A 16,613-nucleotide genomic window follows, 5' to 3' on the forward strand; every position below is an offset into this window, starting at 1 on the left:
CGCGTACCGAAGATCGGACCACACCGACCGGGCGGTCCGGCCGACGGCCCGAGCATCCCAGAAGGATGGAACCCCACCATGGCGTACGACGCTGATGTCATCGTGATCGGGGCGGGCCTGGCCGGTCTGGTCGCCACCGCCGAACTGGTCGACGCCGGACGCAGCGTCATCCTCCTCGACCAGGAGCCGGAGCAGTCCATCGGGGGACAGGCCCACTGGTCGTTCGGCGGCCTCTTCCTGGTCGACTCGCCCGAGCAGCGCCGGATGCGCGTCAAGGACAGCCCGGAACTCGCCCTCCAGGACTGGCTCGGCACGGCCGGGTTCGACCGGCCCGAGGACCACTGGCCGCGCACCTGGGCCGAGGCGTACGTCGACTTCGCGGCCGGTGAGAAGCGCGCCTGGCTGCACCGGCAGGGCGTCAGGTTCTTCCCCGTCGTCGGCTGGGCCGAGCGCGGCGGCTACGACGCCACCGGGCACGGCAACTCGGTGCCGAGGTTCCACATCACCTGGGGCACGGGACCCGGTGTCGTCGCGCCGTTCGAGCGGCGCGTCCGCGCCGGAGTCGCCCGCGGCCTCGTCCGGCTGGGGTTCCGTCACCGGGTCACCGGTCTCGGCCGCACCGCGGGCGCCGTGGACACCGTCAGCGGCGAGGTGCTGGAGCCGTCCGACGCCGAACGCGGCGCCGCCAGCAGCCGGGAGGTCGCCGGCGCTTTCGAGTACCGGGCACAGGCCGTCATCGTCACCTCCGGCGGCATCGGCGGCAACCACGACCTCGTCCGCGCCCAGTGGCCCGAATGGCTCGGCACCGCGCCCGAGCGGATGCTGTCCGGAGTGCCCGCCCACGTCGACGGACTGATGCTCGGCATCGCGGAGAAGGCGGGCGCCCACCACATCAACGGCGACCGGATGTGGCACTACACCGAGGGCATCGAGAACTGGAACCCGATCTGGGCCCGGCACGGCATCCGCATCCTGCCCGGACCCTCCTCGCTCTGGCTGGACGCCCGCGGCCGCCGGCTGCCCGTCCCGCTGTTCCCCGGCTTCGACACGCTCGGCACGCTGGAACACATCATGAAGTCCGGCCACGACCACACCTGGTTCGTCCTGGACCAGAAGATCATCGGCAAGGAGTTCGCCCTCTCCGGCTCCGAGCAGAACCCCGACCTGACCGGCAGGTCGGTCCGTGACGTCATCGGCCGCGCCCGCGCCGACGTGCCGGGACCGGTCAGGGCGTTCATGGACCGGGGCGCCGACTTCGTCGTGGAGAAGGACCTGTCCGCCCTGGTGCGCGGCATGAACGCGCTCACCGGCGAGCCGCTCATCGACGAGGCCGAGCTGCGCCGCGAGATCGTCGCCCGCGACCGGGAGATCGCCAACCCGTTCACCAAGGACCTCCAGGTGACCGCGATCCGCGGCGCCCGCAAGTACCTGGGCGACCGGCTCATCCGCACGGCGACCCCGCACCGCATCCTGGACCCCAAGGCGGGCCCCCTGATCGCGGTACGGCTCAGCATCCTCACCCGCAAGTCGCTGGGAGGCCTGGAGACCGACCTCGCCTCCCGGGTCCTCACCCCCGACGGGGAGCCCCTGCCCGGCGTGTACGCGGCGGGCGAGGCGGCCGGCTTCGGCGGCGGCGGCATGCACGGCTACCGCTCCCTGGAAGGCACGTTCCTGGGCGGCTGCCTCTTCTCCGGCCGGGCGGCGGGCCGGGCGGCGGCGAAGGCGGTCGGCTGACGGTCACTCCGGGACGGGCGTCCCCTGGTGGTAGTACATCCGCCAGGCGCCGCCCTCGCCGTCCGGCGCCTGGCGCCACAACGAGCTGCGCCGGGCGCGCCGCCCCGCGATACGGGTCTCGTACGTCAGGTGGACGAGGCCGGGGGCGAGTTCCGTGCCCTTCATCCCGGACGGCTTGTACCGGGGGCCGTCGTCGGCGGCACCGGGCTTCCCCGGCAGCGAGGCCAGCATCTCGTCGCGGGTCCAGAGCCGGCCGGACGCGCCGACCTCCGTGAACTCCGGGTCCAGCAGCCGGGCCGCCTCCGTCCGCGACCGGCGTACGGCCGGGTCCATGAGCCGCAGTTCGCCCGCGATCGCCGCACCGACCGCGTCCAGCCGCTCCACCACCCGGAAGCGCTCGGCCACCACCATCGTGGCGTCGTCCACCGTGAAGTCCGGGTCGCCCAGCGCCTCCCGCGTCTCCTCGCCGTGCCAGAACCGCTCGTGGGCCGCTCGCCACTCGGCGACCGACCGGTGCCCCTCGCCCTCGTCCAGGGCGTGCCGCAGGTCCACGTCGCCGAGCGGCAGCACCCGCACCTCGGTCACCTCCAGCACCGCGACCTCGCGTCCGTCCGAGTCGATGAGCGCCGAGCGCTCGCCGACCGGCGGGAGTTCCTCCCGCTCCGCCTCGTACTCGGCGAGCAGCCCGGTCGTGGACACCTTCTCGCCCGACAGCACGGCGGCGACCAGCCGGTCGCGCAACGGCCCGGGATACGCCAGCAGATACGGCTTCAGCGCCTCCCGGTGACCTGGCGCGGAGGCGACAGGGGAGTCGGCGGCCACGGAGGTCTCGGCGGGCACGGGAGTCTCGGCGGGCACAGTGTGCCGGGAGGGCACGTCCGGCGTGATCGACATGGCGCCGAGTCTCGCACGCACCCCGACCACATGTGACGGAATTCTGACGGGCGCCCCCGTCCCCTGGCCCGCGCCGCCGCCGGATGCTCGAATCGACGGCGTGAGCACTGAACCGTACGACGCCGAGGGCGCGAAGGGCGCGGAGGGCGCGAAGGGCGCCGAGGGGGCCGAGGGGGCGGAAGTCGCGGGGGCCGGTGGGCGTGCCGAGGACACGGGCGGCGCCCCGGTCGGCCGGCGGGTCGTCCTGGCCATGCTCGGCCTGGGCGCCGCCGGGGTCGCCGCCGCCCCGTACCTCCAGCGCGGCCTGGAGTCCGTACTGGGCTCGGCGGCCGACAGGGATCCCACCGGCCTGACCGGCCTCCTGCCCAACGGCGGCGGCTTCCGCTACTACTCGGTGACCTCCTCCGTACCGCGCAAGGACGCCGGCACCTACCGCCTCACCGTCGACGGCCTGGTCGAGCGGCCCGCCACCTACACCCTCGACGGGCTGCGCGCGCTGCCGCAGACCCGCCTCGTGCGGGACGTCCAGTGCGTGACGGGGTGGCGGGTCCCGAAGACCCCGTTCGAAGGGGTGCCGCTCTCCCGGCTGCTGGACGCGGCGGGCGTGCGCCCGGGTGCCAGGGCGATCCGGTTCACCTGCTTCGACGGCGCGTACAGCGAGAGCCTCACCCTGGAGCAGGCCCGCCGCCCCGATGTCCTGGTGGCGCTGCGGATGCGCGACGAGCCGCTCGGCCACGCGCACGGCGGTCCGGTCCGGCTCTATGTCGCACCGATGTACTTCTACAAGTCGGCGAAGTGGCTGTCCGGGATCACCGTCACCTCGGACGTGCGGCCCGGCTACTGGGAGGAGAGGGGCTATGACGTCGACGCCTGGGTCGGCCGTTCCAACGGCCGGGACGACACCCCCACCGTCTGAGCCGTCCGCGCCGGACGGCGCGGCGACGCGGCCGGGGCTCGTGGTGCGGCGGTTCGGCCGGGCGCAGCGGCTCGTCCACCGCGCCACCGCCGCCCTGACGCTGCTGTGCGTCGCGACGGCGGCCGCCCTGTACGTACCGCAGCTCGCCGAGCTCGTGGGCCGCCGCCATCTCGTCGTCACCGTGCACGAGTGGTCGGGGCTGCTGCTGCCCGCGCCGTTCCTGCTGGGCCTGGTGGACCGGGACTTCCGGGCGGACCTGCGGCGGCTGAACCGGTTCGGGACGTCCGACCGGGCGTGGCTGAAGGCGGCGCTGCGCCGGGACCGGGGGCCGCGCGGCGCGGGCAAGTTCAACGCCGGGCAGAAGCTGTACGCCGCCTGGATCGCCGGAGCCGTGCTCGTCATGCTGGGCACCGGACTGCTGATGTGGTTCACGGACCTCGCCCCGCTGGTGTGGCGTACGGGTGCGACGTTCGTCCACGACTGGCTGGCCCTCGCCGTCGGCGTCGTGCTCGCGGGTCACATCGCGAAGGCGCTCGCCGACCCGGAGGCACGCCGTGGCATGCGTACCGGGTCGGTCGAGCGCCGGTGGGCGCGCGAGCGGCACCCCGACTGGCTACAGGACGAGTGACAGCAGCAGCACGCACACGATCCCGACGACCGAGATGATCGTCTCCATCACCGACCAGGTCTTGATCGTCTGACCGACGTCCATCCCGAAGTACTCCTTCACCAGCCAGAACCCGGCGTCGTTGACATGGCTGAAGAAGAGGGAGCCCGCTCCGATCGCCAGCACCAGCAGCGCCGCGTGCGCGGTCGGCATGTCGGCGGCCAGCGGCGCCACCAGACCGGCCGCCGAGATGGTGGCCACCGTCGCGGAACCGGTCGCCAGCCGGATCGCCACCGCGATCAGCCAGCCGAGCAGCAGCGCCGGGATGGCCCAGTCCTCGGAGAAGTCCAGGATCATCCGGCCCACGCCGATGTCGATCAGCGTGGTCTTGAAGCCGCCGCCCGCGCCGACGATCAGCAGCACGCCGGCGATCGGCGCGAGGGACTTCTCGACCGTCGTGGAGATCCGCTGCCTGGTGAACCCGGCCGCCCGGCCCAGCGTGAACAGGGCGACGACGACGGCGGTGAGCAGGGCGACCAGCGGGGAGCCGATGACGTCCGTGACCCGCCGCACGCCGTCGGCGGGGTCGTCGACGACGATGTCGACCAGGGCCTTGGCCATCATGAGGACGACGGGCAGCAGCACCGTGGCGACGGTGACGCCGAACCCCGGACGCCTCTCGGCGCCCTCCGGGTTCCGCTGCGGCACCATGCCGTCGGGCGCCGGGACGTCGACCCAGCGGGCGGCGTACCGGGAGAACAGCGGACCGGCGATGATCACCGTCGGTATGGCGACGAGCAGACCCAGCGCCAGGGTGATGCCCAGGTTGGCGCCGAGCGCGTCGATCGCTACCAGCGGGCCGGGGTGCGGCGGGATCAGACCGTGCATCACGGAGAGCCCGGCGAGCGCCGGCACCCCGATCCGCATCAGCGAGTAGCCGCCGCGCTTGGCCACCATCAGCACCACGGGGATCAGCAGGACGATGCCGACCTCGAAGAACAGCGGCAGCCCGATCACGGAAGCGATCAGCACCATCGCCCACGGCATGGCCCGGCCGCTCGCCCTCGCCAGGATCGTGTCCACGATCTGGTCGGCACCGCCCGAGTCGGCGAGCAGCTTGCCCAGAATCGCCCCGAGCGCGATGAGCACGCCGACCCCGGCGACGGTCGACCCGAGGCCCTGGGTGAACGACGCGACGGTCTTGTCGAGCGGTGCTCCCGCGAGCGCGCCGAGGGCCAGCGAGCCGACGGTCAGCGCCAGGAAGGCGTGGAGTCTGAGCCGGGTGATGAGCAGGACGATGAGGGCGATGCCCGCGAGCACGGCGATGCCCAGCCGGGCGTCGCCCGCCGAAGTGATCGGTTCGGCGGCGTCCGCCGCCAGTATCTCGACGCTGAGTCCGGTCACGGTGCTTCCTTGACGGTGTCGGGGGACTGGCCGAGCCGGCGCAGCGCGGCGACGGCCCGTCGGGCGATGTCCTCGGGGCCGCCGGCGACATCGACGGCGACCCCCGGCTCGTCGTCGCCGAGCGGCTGGAGCGTGGCGAACTGCGAGTCCAGCAGGGCGGTGGGCATGAAGTGGCCCCGGCGCTCGGCCATCCGACGCTCGATCAGGGCCCGGTCGCCGGTCAGGTGCAGGAACACGAGATCGGGGGCGGCCGCCCGCAGCCGGTCCCGGTAGGACCGCTTCAGCGCCGAGCTGCTCACCACCCCGCCGAGTCCCGAGCGCTCGCGGGCCCAGCGCCCGATGGCGTCGAGCCAGGGCCATCGGTCCGCGTCGTCCAGCGGGATCCCGGCGGACATCTTGGCGATGTTGGCTTCCGGGTGGAAGTCGTCACCCTCGGCGTACGGGACGCCGAGGCGGTCGGCGACGAGGGGACCGACGGTGGTCTTGCCGGTGCCGGCCACACCCATCACGACGACGACATGGGGGATCTGCATGGGGTTGCTGCCTCGCTGTCTTCCGCGACGTCTTCCGGCTTCTCGCCGCACACTGAATCCCATGAGGTACGACATATTCAAGAGCCTGTGATGTAAAAGTCATACTTTTAAGCCGGGGGGTGAGTGCCACGCTCTCGGCGCCGCCGCCCGCGCCTTACGCTTGGCCCATGACGACACAGGCCGGGGGGCTCCATACGCATGTGCTGGAGACCCTGGGTCTCGCGATCACGGCGGGTGACTATCCGCCCGGCAGCGTGCTGCGCACCGACGAGCTCGCCCAGCGCTTCGACGTCTCCCGCACCGTCGTCCGGGAGGTGGTGCGCGTCCTGGAGTCCATGCGCCTGGTCGTCTCACGCCGCCGTGTCGGTGTCACCGTCCGCCCCACCGAGCAGTGGAACGTGTACGACCCGCAGGTGATCCGCTGGCGGCTGGCCGGCGCCGACCGCCCCCGCCAGCTCCGCTCGCTCACCGTCCTGCGCTCGGCGATCGAGCCGGTCGCCGCCGGTCTCGCCGCCCGCAACGCGACCCCGGAGCAGTGCCGCGCCCTCACCGAGGAGGCGCTCGGCATGGTCGCCACCTCGCGGGGCGGCCGCCTGGAGGCGTACCTGGTGCACGACATCGCCTTCCACCGCGTCGTGCTCAACGCCTCCGGGAACGAGATGTTCGCCCGGCTCGGCGATGTCGTCGCCGAGGTGCTCACCGGCCGCACCCACCACCAGGTCATGTTCGACGACCCCGACCCGGCGGCCGTCACCCTGCACGTCCAGGTCGCCGAGGCCGTACGCGAACGCGACGCCGACCGCGCCGAGGACCTCACCCGCCGGATCGCCCTGGGCGCGCTGAAAGAGCTGGACGTCCTCGCTCCGGGGCCCACCGGCCGGTAGGCGCCGTCGAAACTCGCGCGTAACCTCAGAAACACCTCAGATCTGCCGTTATATGGCCTGTACGTGACATAGGCCACAGTCAAGCGGGCGCCGGACTGTGACGATGTGCCACCGGCCCCTCCGCCACGGTGACCACCCTCATCACCGGGTGTGACGGCCGGTCCGCACGACCCCCTCACAAAGGCGAACACGTAGATGAGTGACCGCACCATGCCTGCGGCCGAGACCCCGACAGCCGGCACCCCGGCTCCGGGCGCGCCCCACATCGACGCCGGTGACGCCGGATACAGCAAGGACCTCAAGTCCCGCCACGTCAACATGATCGCCATCGGCGGCGCGATCGGAACCGGCCTCTTCCTCGGCGCGGGCGGCCGCCTCGCGGGCGCGGGCCCCTCCCTCGCCATCGCCTACGCGGTCTGCGGCGTGTTCGCCTTCTTCGTGGTGCGCGCACTCGGCGAACTGGTCCTCTACCGCCCCTCGTCGGGCGCCTTCGTCAGCTACGCCCGTGAGTTCATGGGTGAGAAGGGCGCCTACACGGCCGGCTGGCTGTACTTCCTGAACTGGTCGACCACCGCCGTCGCCGACATCACCGCCGCCGCGACCTACGCCCACTTCTGGGCCCTGTTCAGCGACATCGACCAGTGGATCCTCGCCCTGATCGCCCTCGCGATCGTGCTCGCCGCCAACCTCATCTCCGTGAAGTACTTCGGCGAGATGGAGTTCTGGTTCGCGATCGTCAAGGTCGCCGCCCTGGTGATCTTCATGGGCGTCGGCATCTTCCTCGTCGCCACCTCGCACGACGTCGGCGGCCACACCCCCGGCCTGCACAGCATCACCGGCAACGGCGGTGTCTTCCCGCTCGGCATGCTCCCGATGCTGCTGGTCGTCCAGGGCGTCGTCTTCGCCTACGCCTCCGTCGAACTCGTCGGCGTCGCAGCGGGCGAGACCGAGAACCCCGAGAAGATCATGCCGAAGGCGATCAACTCGATCATGTGGCGCGTCGGCCTGTTCTACGTGGGCTCCGTCGTGCTGCTGGCGCTGCTCCTGCCGTACACCGCGTACTCCGCCGACCAGAGCCCTTTCGTCACCGTCTTCGACAAGCTCGGCGTCCCCGGCGCCGCGGGCGTGATGAACCTGGTCGTGCTCACCGCCGCCCTCTCCAGCCTCAACTCCGGCCTGTACTCCACCGGCCGCATCCTGCGCTCCATGGCGATGGCCGGCTCCGCGCCGAAGTTCACCGCCCGGATGAACAAGGGCCAGGTCCCCTACGGCGGCATCCTGCTCACCGCGGGCTTCGGCGTCCTCGGCGTCGGCCTCAACTACTGGATGCCCGGCGAGGCGTTCGAGCTCGTCCTGAACTTCGCCTCGATCGGCATCCTCGGCACCTGGGGCATGATCATGCTCTGCTCGCTGCTGTTCTGGTGGCGCGCCAAGGAGGGCAAGGTCACCCGGCCCCACTACCGGCTGCCCTGGGCCCCGTTCACCCAGATCGTCACGCTCGCCTTCCTGGCGTCCGTGCTCGTCCTGATGTGGTGGGGCGGCGGCATCGGCCGCACCACGGTGGCCTGTCTGCCGCTGATCGCGGCCCTGCTGGTCGGCGGCTGGTTCCTGGTCAGGAAGCGCGTCCTGGCCCTGGCGCCGGAGCCGGCGGGCACGGCGCCGGAACAGCGGCGCGACTGACGCCGGGCCTCGGGGCCGTCCCCCCCTCGTCCCGTGCCACAGGGAATAGTGGTACGGGACGACCACCGTGACGAAGGGAAGCGCCGCCATGGCACAGCAGGTCCGAGGAGTTGTCGCCCCCGGCAGGAACGAGCCCGTACGGGTCGAGACGATCCTGATCCCCGACCCCGGGCCCGGCGAGGCGGTGGTGCGGATCCAGGCGTGCGGCGTCTGCCACACCGACCTGCACTACAAACAGGGCGGCATCGGCGACGACTTCCCGTACCTGCTGGGCCATGAGGCCGCGGGCGTGGTGGAGTCGGTCGGCGCCGGCGTCACCGACGTCGAGCCGGGCGACTTCGTCGTCCTCAACTGGCGTGCGGTCTGCGGCCGCTGCCGGGCCTGCCTGCGCGGACGGCCCTGGTACTGCTTCGACACCCACAACGCCGGGCAGCGGATGACCCTCGCCGGGGGACGGGAACTGACACCGGCCCTCGGCATCGGCGCCTTCGCCGAGAAGACGCTCGTCGCGGCCGGCCAGTGCACCAAGGTCGACCCGGCGGTCGCCCCGTCCGTCGCCGGACTCCTCGGCTGCGGCGTCATGGCCGGCATCGGCGCCGCCCTCAACACCGGACAGGTCGGCCGGGGCGACACGGTCGCCGTCATCGGCTGCGGCGGCGTCGGCGACGCGGCGATCGTCGGAGCCCGGCTCGCCGGCGCGGCCCGGATCATCGCCGTCGACGTCGACGAGCGCAAACTCGCCACCGCGCTGTCCATGGGCGCCACGCACACGGTCGACTCGCGCGCCGCGGACCCCGTCGAGGCGATCCGCGAACTCACCGGCGGGTTCGGCGCGGACGTCGTCATCGAGGCGGTCGGCCGGCCCGAGACGTACACCCAGGCGTTCTACGCCCGGGACCTCGCCGGCACCGTCGTCCTCGTCGGCGTGCCGACCCCCGACATGAAGCTGGAACTGCCGCTCCTCGACGTCTTCGGGCGGGGCGGCGCCCTGAAGTCCTCCTGGTACGGCGACTGCCTGCCGTCCCGGGACTTCCCGATGCTCATCGACCTGCACCAGCAGGGGCGGATCGACCTGGCCGCGTTCGTCACCGAGACCATCGGCATCGACGACGTCGAGAAGGCCTTCGCCCGGATGCACGAGGGCGACGTCCTGCGCTCGGTGGTGGTCTTCTGATGGCCGCCCGCATCGACCACCTCGTCACCTCCGGCACGTTCGCGCTGGACGGCGGGGTCTGGGACGTCGACAACAACGTGTGGATCGTCGGCGACGACACGGAGGCGATCGTCATCGACGCCGCCCACGACGCCGACGCCATCCTCGCCGCGCTCGCGGGCCGTACGCTCCGCGCGATCGTCTGCACCCACGCCCACAACGACCACATCGACGCGGCACCGGCCCTCGCGGCGGCCACCGGGGCGCCCGTCCTGCTGCACCCGGACGACCTGCCCCTGTGGAAGCACACCCACCCCGAGCGGGCGCCCGACGGCCCGCTCGCCGACGGACAGACCCTGACCGTCGCCGGGACCGGCCTCACCGTGCTGCACACGCCGGGCCACGCCCCGGGCGCCGTCTGCCTCCACGCCCCCGCGCTCGGGACCGTCTTCACCGGCGACACCCTGTTCCACGGCGGTCCCGGAGCCACCGGCCGGTCCTTCTCCCACTTCCCGACCATCATCGACTCGATCCGGGACCGGCTGCTGACGCTCCCGCCGGACACCGTCGTCCGCACGGGACACGGCGAACCGACCACCGTCGGCGCCGAGGCACCCCACCTGGAGGAGTGGATCAGCCGAGGGCACTGAGCCGCAGCCGGCTCTCGAACCGTGCCGGGGCTCCCGTGACCGGGTCGGTGAACTCCAGCGCCCGCGCCAGCAGTTGCAGCGGCCGCGACCAGTCATCCGGCCCGTCCTCACGGACCACCGGGTACACCGGGTCGTTCAGGATCGGTATCCCGAGGCGGTTCATATGGACCCGCAGCTGATGGGTGCGGCCGGTGGCCGGAACCAGCCGGTAGCGGCCGAGCCGCCCGCCCCCGCGCCCCGGCCGCTCCAGCAGCTCGACGCGGCTCTCGCTGTTCGGCTCGCCGCCCGGCTCCTCGTACGCGGCCATGACCCCGCGCTCCTTCACGATCCGGCTGCGCACGGTCACCGGCAGCGCGAGCCCCGGATCGTACGGGGCGACCGCCTCGTACTCCTTGCGCACCCGCCGGTCCCGGAACAGCGTCTGGTACGCGCCCCGGTCCTCCGGCCGCACCACGAACAGCGCGAGCCCCGCCGTCAGCCGGTCCAGCCGGTGCGCGGGCTGCAGGTACGGCAACCCCAGGTCGCGCCGCAGCCGCGCGAGCGCCGTCTCGGTGACATGCCGGCCGCGCGGCGTCGTGGCGAGGAAGTGCGGCTTGTCGGCGATCACGATCCGCTCGTCCCGGTAGACGACGCCCACCTCGAACGGCACCGGCACCTCCGGCGGGAAGTCCCGGTGGAACCACAGGTACCGCCCGGCGGTGTACGGCTCGTCGCCGCGCACGGGCGTCCCGTCCACGCCGACGAACCGCCCCGCCGCGAGCATCGCGTCGACCCGTCCGGCCCCGACGGCCCCGGCGTACCGCCCGGCCAGATGGTCCCGTACGGTCGCCCACGCCCCCTCCGGGTCGACGGGCAGCCGCAGCCGCACCGGATCGACCCCGGCGAGCTGCGGCAACGGGGCCACCGGGGCTTTCGTTCCACGTCGTCGCACCCGACAACGGTAACCAGCCCGCCCGGCGTCACCCCACCGGCACCCCGCACCCCACGGCCCGCCCGGCGTCATCCCACCGGCACCCCGCACCCCACGGCTCGCCCGGCGTCACCCCACCGGCACCCCGCACCCACCGCCCGCCCGGCGTCACCCCACCGGCACCGTCACCACGCCCGCGCCCCTGGCCGACTCCCCGCCGGCCACCCGCACCCGGAACTCCCGGTCGGTGCCGTCGGCCGTCACCCGCAGCGCGCCCCCCTCCCGCACCACCGTGAACGTCGCGGCCGGCGCGCCCGCCAGGTCCGGCACCGCCACCGTGGCCCCGTCCGCGTCCGGCTGGACCAGCAGCGTCAGGTCGTCGAGCCAGTCCCCGTCAGGGCGCTGGTCGTCCGCGCCCAGCGGCAGCACCGCGCCCGGCCGGACGTAGAGCGGCAGGCTGTCGAAGCCGTGCGTCTCGCGTCGCCACACCGGGCCGGTCACCGTCTCGCCGGTCAGCAGGTGCGTCCACACGCCCTCCGGTACGTAGAACTCGACCTCGCCGTCGGCCGAGAACACCGGCGCGACCAGCAGATCGGGCCCCAGCATGTACTGCCGGTCCAGGGTCCGGCAGCCCGGGTCGTCGGGGAACTCCAGCAGCATCGGCCGCATCAGCGGTGTGCCGTCGCGGCGCGCCTCGACGGCCGCCCCGTACAGGTACGGCATCAGCCGGTGCTTGAGCTCGGTGAACCGCCGCGCCACCTCGACCGCCTCGTCGCCGAACTCCCACGGCACCCGGTACGACATGTTGCCGTGCAGCCTGCTGTGCGACGACAGCAGCCCGAAGGCCAGCCACCGCTTGAACACCTCCGGGTCGGGCGTGCCCTCGAAGCCGCCGATGTCATGGCTCCAGAACCCGAACCCGGACAGGCTCAGCGACAGACCGCCGCGCAGCGACTCTGCCATGGCCTCGAAGGAGGCGAAGCAGTCACCGCCCCAGTGCACCGGGAACTGCTGCCCGCCGGCCGTCGCCGACCGGGCGAAGAGCACGGCCTCGCCCGTCCCGCGCTCCTTCTCCAGGAGCTCGAAGACGCACTGGTTGTACAACTGCGTGTAGTAGTTGTGCATCCGCTCCGGGTCCGAGCCGTCGGACCACACCACATCGGTGGGGATCCGCTCGCCGAAGTCCGTCTTGAAGCAGTCGACGCCCTGGTCGAGCAGGACCTTGAGCTTCGACTGGAACCAGGCCCTCGCCTCCGGGTCGGTGAAGTCCACCAGCGCCATCCCGGCCTGCCACAGGTCCCACTGCCAGACGTCGCCGTTCGGTCTCCGCACCAGGTACCCCAGCTGCGCGCCCTCGGCGAACAGCGCCGACTTCTGCGCGATGTAGGGGTTGATCCACATGCTGATCCGCAGGCCGCGCTCCTTGAGGCGGCGCAGCATGCCCTCCGGGTCGGGGAAGGTCTCCGGGTCCCACAGGAAGTCCGACCACTGGTACTCGCGCATCCAGAAGCAGTCGAAGTGGAACACCGACAGCGGGATGTTCCGCTCGGCCATGCCGTCCACGAACGACGTGACCGTCTCCTCGTCGTACGAGGTGCAGAACGAGGTCGTCAGCCACAGCCCGAACGACCAGGCAGGCGGCAGCGCGGGCCGCCCGGTGAGCGCGGTGTAGCGGGCCAGCACCTCCTTGGGCGTCGGCCCGGCCACGACGTAGTACTCCAGTGACTGGTCCTGGACGCTGAACTGGACCTGGCCGACGGACTCCGAGCCGATCTCGTACGACACCTTGCCCGGGTGGTTGACGAAGACGCCGTAGCCGCGCGATGACAGGTGGAACGGGATGTTCTTGTACGCCTGCTCGCTGCTCGTGCCGCCGTCGGCCTGCCAGATGTCGACGGTCTGGCCGTTCCTGACGAACGGCGTGAACCGCTCGCCGAGCCCGTACACGTTCTCGCCGACGGCCAGCGCGAGCTGCGCGGCCATGTGGTGGGTGCCGTCCGCGTCCACGACGAACGCCGTGCCCTTCGGCTCGACCGCCGTCAGCCGTCGGCCGTCGGCGTCCAGGAACGTCAGGCCCCACGGCCCGTCCCGGTCGAGGCGTACGGTCAGCGGGCCGCTGGTCAGCTCGGTGACGGGCCCGTCGCGCCGGGTCCGCGCGAAGGCCCCGCCCCCGGTGTCGGCGCCGGGCAGCGCGAAGTCGGGACCGCGGTGGGCCTTCCCGGCGTGGTGGGTGGTGCGGATGCCGATGACGCCCTCGGCGGGGGAGAAGCACTCCACGGTCAGCAGCGGCGAGTTGAGGGTGTGCCCCCGGTGCTCGACCCGTTTGACCGCCGCGTACGCGGTGACGTGGTCGTCGCTGACGTGCAGGTCGCGGACCTCGGTGGCGTACGAGGCGCGGACGCCGTCACGCATCAGCCAGAAGCCGTCGGTGAACTTCATCGGTGTCCCAGTGTGGTGAGGAGAGCGGGGGCGGCCCGGTCGAGCACGGCCTCGATCCGGGCCGTCGCGGAATGGTCCTGATGAACCGGTGGCAGGGTCTCGCCCTCGCCGGTCCGCCACGCGGTCGCGAGGTCCACCGGGTCGTCCCCGGTCACGGCGGCGGCGGCGAGCGCGGCGGCGCCCAGCGCGACGAGTTCGGTGCCGCGCGGCAGCACGACGGCCCGCCCGGACAGCCGGCGCACCGTCTCCACCCAGGTCCGCCCCCGGGCCCCGCCGCCGATCAGCCGCAGCGGCGCGCCGGCGCCTGCCGCCCCGGGCAGCTCCTCCAGGGCGCGCAGCAGGGTGAACACGGCGCCCTCGTAGGCGGCGCCCAGGAGCTGCTGGGGCGTGGTGGTGTGGCGCAGCCCGGTGAGCAGCCCGGAGGCGCCCGGCAGGTCGGGGGTGCGCTCCCCGTCGAGGTACGGCAGGAGGACGGCCTCCCCGCCGGGCGCGGCGTCCTCGCGGTCGATGCCGAGCAGGGCGGCCACCCTGTCGACGGCGAGCGTGCAGTTGAGGGTGCAGCCCAGCGGCAGGTAGGTGCCGTGGCCGTCGGCTGCGGCGAACCCGGCGAGCGCGGCCGTCGCGGGGCGGGCGCGGGTCGCGGCGAAGACGGTGCCGGACGTGCCGAGGGAGAGCACCGGGTGGTCCAGCAGTCCCCGGGCGCCGAGGCCGAGCCCGACGGCGGCCGCCATGTTGTCGCCGGTGCCCGCGGCGACGGCGACCCCGGCGGGCAGGCCCAGCGCGTCGGCGGCGCCCGCGGTCAGGGTGCCCACGCGGGCGGCGCCGGACGGGGCGAGCGCGGGCAGGAGGCCCGGGGCGAGCCCGAGCAGGTCGAGGAGGACCGGGTCGTAGGCGCCGGTCGCCGTGTTGTACCAGCAGGTGCCGGACGCGTCGCCCGGGTCGGTGGCCGCGGTCCCGGTGAGCCGCTCGGTGAGGAAGTCGTGGGGGAGGCGCACGGCGGCGGCGGCGTCGGCGGTGCGCGGCTCGTTCTCGCGCAGCCAGCGCCACTTGGCCGCCGTCATGGAGGCCACGGGTACGGAGCCGGTGCGCTCCAGCCAGCCCCGGGCGCCGAGTTCGCCGGTGAGGGCGGCGGCCTGCGGCGCGGACCGGGTGTCGTTCCACAGCAGTGCGGGGCGCAGCGGCCGGCCGGCGCCGTCGAGGACGACCAGCCCGTGCTGCTGCCCGGCGACCGCGAGCCCGGTGACGGCGGCCGGCTCGGCCCCGGCTTCCCTCAGCCCGGCCGCGACGGCCTCGGCGAGCGCCGCCCACCACTGCTCGGGGTCGCTCTCCCGGGCGCCGGCCGCACCGCTCACGGTGTGCGGGGCCCGGCCGACGGCGAGCACCCGGCCGGTCGAGGAGTCCACGACGGCGGCCTTGGTGGACTGCGTGGAGCTGTCCACCCCGATGACTACGGAGTCCATTTTTTGATCGTACACAAAACAAATTCCTCCGCACAGGGGCTGTTTCGGCGTGGCGGGCCCCCTGGGCTCTTGGCCGGAGGTGGCGGATGGCATATTAGTAATGGAAGAAAACAAATCTGAGCCCACTGAGAGGCCGAACCATGTCGGAGCGCTACACGCCCACCCCCGATGACACCTTCACATTCGGTCTGTGGACCGTGGGCTGGCAAGGGGTCGACCCCTTCGGCACCGCGACACGGCCGGCCCTCGACCCGGTCGAGAGCGTGGAGCGGCTCGCCGCGCTCGGCGCCTACGGCGTCACCTTCCACGACGACGACCTCATCCCGTTCGGCTCCTCCGACGCCGAGCGCGAGGCCGCCGTCAAGCGGTTCCGCGACGCCCTGGACCGCACCGGCATGAAGGTCCCGATGGCCACCACGAACCTCTTCACCCACCCGGTGTTCAAGGACGGCGCCTTCACCGCCAACGACCGCGACGTGCGCCGCTACGCCCTGCGCAAGACCCTCCGCAACATCGACCTCGCCGTCGAGCTCGGCGCGCACACCTATGTCGCCTGGGGCGGCCGCGAGGGCGCCGAGTCCGGCGCCGCCAAGGACGTGCGCGTCGCCCTCGACCGTATGAGGGAAGCCTTCGACCTGCTCGGCCAGTACGTCACCGAACAGGGCTACGACCTGCGCTTCGCCATCGAACCCAAGCCCAACGAGCCCCGCGGCGACATCCTCCTGCCCACCATCGGCCACGCACTGGCCTTCATCGAGCGCCTGGAGCGCCCCGACCTCGTCGGCGTGAACCCCGAGACGGGCCACGAGCAGATGGCCGGCCTCAACTTCCCGCACGGCATCGCCCAGGCACTGTGGGCGGGCAAGCTGTTCCACATCGACCTCAACGGCCAGTGCGGCATCAAGTACGACCAGGACCTCCGCTTCGGCGCGGGCGATCTGCGCCAGGCGTTCTGGCTGGTCGACCTGTTGGAGACGGCCGGCTACGACGGCCCCCGCCACTTCGACTTCAAGCCGGTCCGCACCGACGGCTTCGACGGCGTGTGGGAGTCCGCCAGGAACTGCATGCGCAACTACCTGATCCTCAAGGAGCGCGCCGCCGCGTTCCGTGCCGACCCCGAGGTCCAGGAGGCCCTGACCGCCTCCCGCCTCCACGAACTGGCCCGCCCCACCGCCGACGACGGCCTCGCGGCCCTGCTGGCGGACCCGACCGCGTACGAGGACTTCGACGTCACGGCCGCCGCGGCCCGCTCCATGGCCTTTGAACGACTCGACCAGCTCGCGATGGACCACCTCCTGGCGGTCCGCTGACCCGCGCGGCCCCGGGCCCGTCCCGGGAACGCCGCCGCC

Annotated in this window: 14 protein-coding genes and 1 pseudogene; 8 read left to right on the top strand and 7 right to left on the bottom strand. The window is 72.8% G+C overall.

The window, feature by feature from the left end; translation table 11 throughout:
• Window positions 1-78: 78 nt before the first annotated feature.
• Complete coding sequence (locus ACGF5U_RS25810) at window positions 79-1,734, top strand: FAD-binding dehydrogenase (protein ID WP_392715358.1); 1,656 nt, start codon at window positions 79-81, stop codon at window positions 1,732-1,734.
• A 3-nt stretch (window positions 1,735-1,737) separates the two neighbouring features.
• On the opposite strand, the gene ACGF5U_RS25815 is transcribed toward ACGF5U_RS25810, so the two are convergent.
• Both ACGF5U_RS25815 and ACGF5U_RS25820 read right to left on the bottom strand, forming a co-directional pair.
• Window positions 1,738-2,067, bottom strand: coding sequence for a DUF4440 domain-containing protein (locus ACGF5U_RS25815; RefSeq protein ID WP_392715474.1), 330 nt, complete (start codon window positions 2,065-2,067; stop codon window positions 1,738-1,740).
• Window positions 2,068-2,106: 39 nt separating this feature from the next.
• Window positions 2,107-2,556, bottom strand: a pseudogene (locus ACGF5U_RS25820) (ASCH domain-containing protein); the annotation flags it as partial.
• Between the two features lie 322 nt (window positions 2,557-2,878).
• Between ACGF5U_RS25820 and ACGF5U_RS25825 the strand changes: the two are divergent.
• Both ACGF5U_RS25825 and ACGF5U_RS25830 read left to right on the top strand, forming a co-directional pair.
• On the top strand, window positions 2,879-3,544 hold the full coding sequence (locus ACGF5U_RS25825; protein ID WP_392715473.1) for a molybdopterin-dependent oxidoreductase: 666 nt from the start codon (window positions 2,879-2,881) through the stop codon (window positions 3,542-3,544).
• The gene (locus ACGF5U_RS25830; RefSeq protein WP_392715357.1) at window positions 3,486-4,172 is read left to right on the top strand and encodes a cytochrome b/b6 domain-containing protein; all 687 of its coding nucleotides are present in this window, start codon (window positions 3,486-3,488) and stop codon (window positions 4,170-4,172) included. The genes ACGF5U_RS25825 and ACGF5U_RS25830 overlap by 59 nt, the downstream gene beginning before the upstream one ends.
• Here the strand turns inward: ACGF5U_RS25830 and ACGF5U_RS25835 are convergent.
• Together ACGF5U_RS25835 and ACGF5U_RS25840 are read right to left on the bottom strand one after the other, a co-directional pair.
• Window positions 4,158-5,555 (bottom strand): gluconate:H+ symporter, encoded by a 1,398-nt coding sequence (locus tag ACGF5U_RS25835; RefSeq protein WP_392715356.1) that lies wholly within the window; start codon window positions 5,553-5,555, stop codon window positions 4,158-4,160. The genes ACGF5U_RS25830 and ACGF5U_RS25835 overlap by 15 nt on opposite strands.
• Complete coding sequence (locus tag ACGF5U_RS25840) at window positions 5,552-6,088, bottom strand: gluconokinase (RefSeq protein WP_392715355.1); 537 nt, start codon at window positions 6,086-6,088, stop codon at window positions 5,552-5,554. Before ACGF5U_RS25840 ends, ACGF5U_RS25835 begins: the two co-directional genes overlap by 4 nt.
• Before the next feature lie 167 nt (window positions 6,089-6,255).
• Between ACGF5U_RS25840 and ACGF5U_RS25845 the strand changes: the two genes are divergently transcribed.
• From ACGF5U_RS25845 to ACGF5U_RS25860, 4 genes are all read left to right on the top strand, one after another.
• Window positions 6,256-6,972 (top strand): FadR/GntR family transcriptional regulator, encoded by a 717-nt coding sequence (locus ACGF5U_RS25845; RefSeq protein WP_392715354.1) that lies wholly within the window; start codon window positions 6,256-6,258, stop codon window positions 6,970-6,972.
• Window positions 6,973-7,167: 195 nt separating this feature from the next.
• Window positions 7,168-8,652, top strand: a complete 1,485-nt coding sequence (locus ACGF5U_RS25850) for an amino acid permease (protein WP_392715353.1) — start codon at window positions 7,168-7,170, stop codon at window positions 8,650-8,652.
• An 88-nt stretch (window positions 8,653-8,740) separates the two neighbouring features.
• Entirely contained in the window at window positions 8,741-9,826 is a 1,086-nt protein-coding gene (locus ACGF5U_RS25855; protein WP_392715352.1) for an S-(hydroxymethyl)mycothiol dehydrogenase, read from the top strand.
• Window positions 9,826-10,455, top strand: a complete 630-nt coding sequence (locus tag ACGF5U_RS25860; RefSeq protein WP_392715351.1) for an MBL fold metallo-hydrolase — start codon at window positions 9,826-9,828, stop codon at window positions 10,453-10,455. The genes ACGF5U_RS25855 and ACGF5U_RS25860 overlap by 1 nt, the downstream gene beginning before the upstream one ends.
• On the opposite strand, the gene ACGF5U_RS25865 is transcribed toward ACGF5U_RS25860, so the two are convergent.
• The 3 genes from ACGF5U_RS25865 to xylB all read right to left on the bottom strand — a co-directional run bounded on the left by ACGF5U_RS25865 (window position 10,439) and on the right by xylB (window position 15,264).
• Window positions 10,439-11,386, bottom strand: coding sequence for a pseudouridine synthase (locus ACGF5U_RS25865; protein ID WP_392715350.1), 948 nt, complete (start codon window positions 11,384-11,386; stop codon window positions 10,439-10,441). The two genes, ACGF5U_RS25860 and ACGF5U_RS25865, sit on opposite strands and share 17 nt — an antisense overlap.
• A gap of 147 nt (window positions 11,387-11,533) precedes the next feature.
• Complete coding sequence (gene yicI, locus ACGF5U_RS25870) at window positions 11,534-13,804, bottom strand: alpha-xylosidase (RefSeq protein ID WP_392715349.1); 2,271 nt, start codon at window positions 13,802-13,804, stop codon at window positions 11,534-11,536.
• Entirely contained in the window at window positions 13,801-15,264 is a 1,464-nt protein-coding gene (xylB, locus tag ACGF5U_RS25875) for a xylulokinase (RefSeq protein ID WP_392715348.1), read from the bottom strand. Before xylB ends, yicI begins: the two co-directional genes overlap by 4 nt.
• 140 nt (window positions 15,265-15,404) lie before the next feature.
• Between xylB and xylA the strand changes: the two genes are divergently transcribed.
• Window positions 15,405-16,574 (top strand): xylose isomerase, encoded by a 1,170-nt coding sequence (gene xylA / locus ACGF5U_RS25880; RefSeq protein WP_392715347.1) that lies wholly within the window; start codon window positions 15,405-15,407, stop codon window positions 16,572-16,574.
• Window positions 16,575-16,613 lie beyond the last annotated feature (39 nt).

Origin of the sequence: Streptomyces sp. NPDC047886, from assembly GCF_043204435.1 — a bacterium.
Lineage (GTDB): Bacteria > Actinomycetota > Actinomycetes > Streptomycetales > Streptomycetaceae > Streptomyces.